Below are 303 nucleotides of genomic sequence, written 5' to 3' on the forward strand. Positions count from 1 at the left end.
CAAGACCGGTCAGATCGGTGACGGCAAGATCTTCGTCTATTCGATCGACCATGCCGTGCGCATCCGTACGGGCGAAACCGATTCAGAAGCGCTGTAAACGGCAGATCAAGGAGCTTTTTCCAATGTCAATCTCGAAGTTTTCTTCCACCTTTGCGCGGGTCGGCGCAGCATCGGCCGCGCTTCTTGCGCCGGCCGTCGCTTTTGCGCAGGAGACTGCCGCGCCAGCCGCTGCCGCCGCTGCTCCTGCCTTCACCATGGACAAGGGTGACAATACCTGGATGCTCGTCTCCTCGGCGCTCGTCC

1 protein-coding gene and 1 pseudogene are annotated in these 303 nt (G+C 60.4%); both read left to right on the top strand.

What is annotated here, in order from left to right; all coding sequences use genetic code 11:
- Positions 1 to 97 (top strand): P-II family nitrogen regulator (locus EOD29_RS31155; RefSeq protein WP_281059238.1); only part of this gene is annotated, 97 nt, incomplete at its 5' end.
- Positions 81 to 303 (top strand): annotated as a pseudogene (locus tag EOD29_RS31160) (ammonia channel protein); the annotation flags it as partial. The gene EOD29_RS31155 and the pseudogene EOD29_RS31160, both read left to right, overlap by 17 nt.

This window comes from Mesorhizobium sp. M1A.T.Ca.IN.004.03.1.1 (assembly GCF_003997555.1).
Lineage (GTDB): Bacteria > Pseudomonadota > Alphaproteobacteria > Rhizobiales > Rhizobiaceae > Mesorhizobium.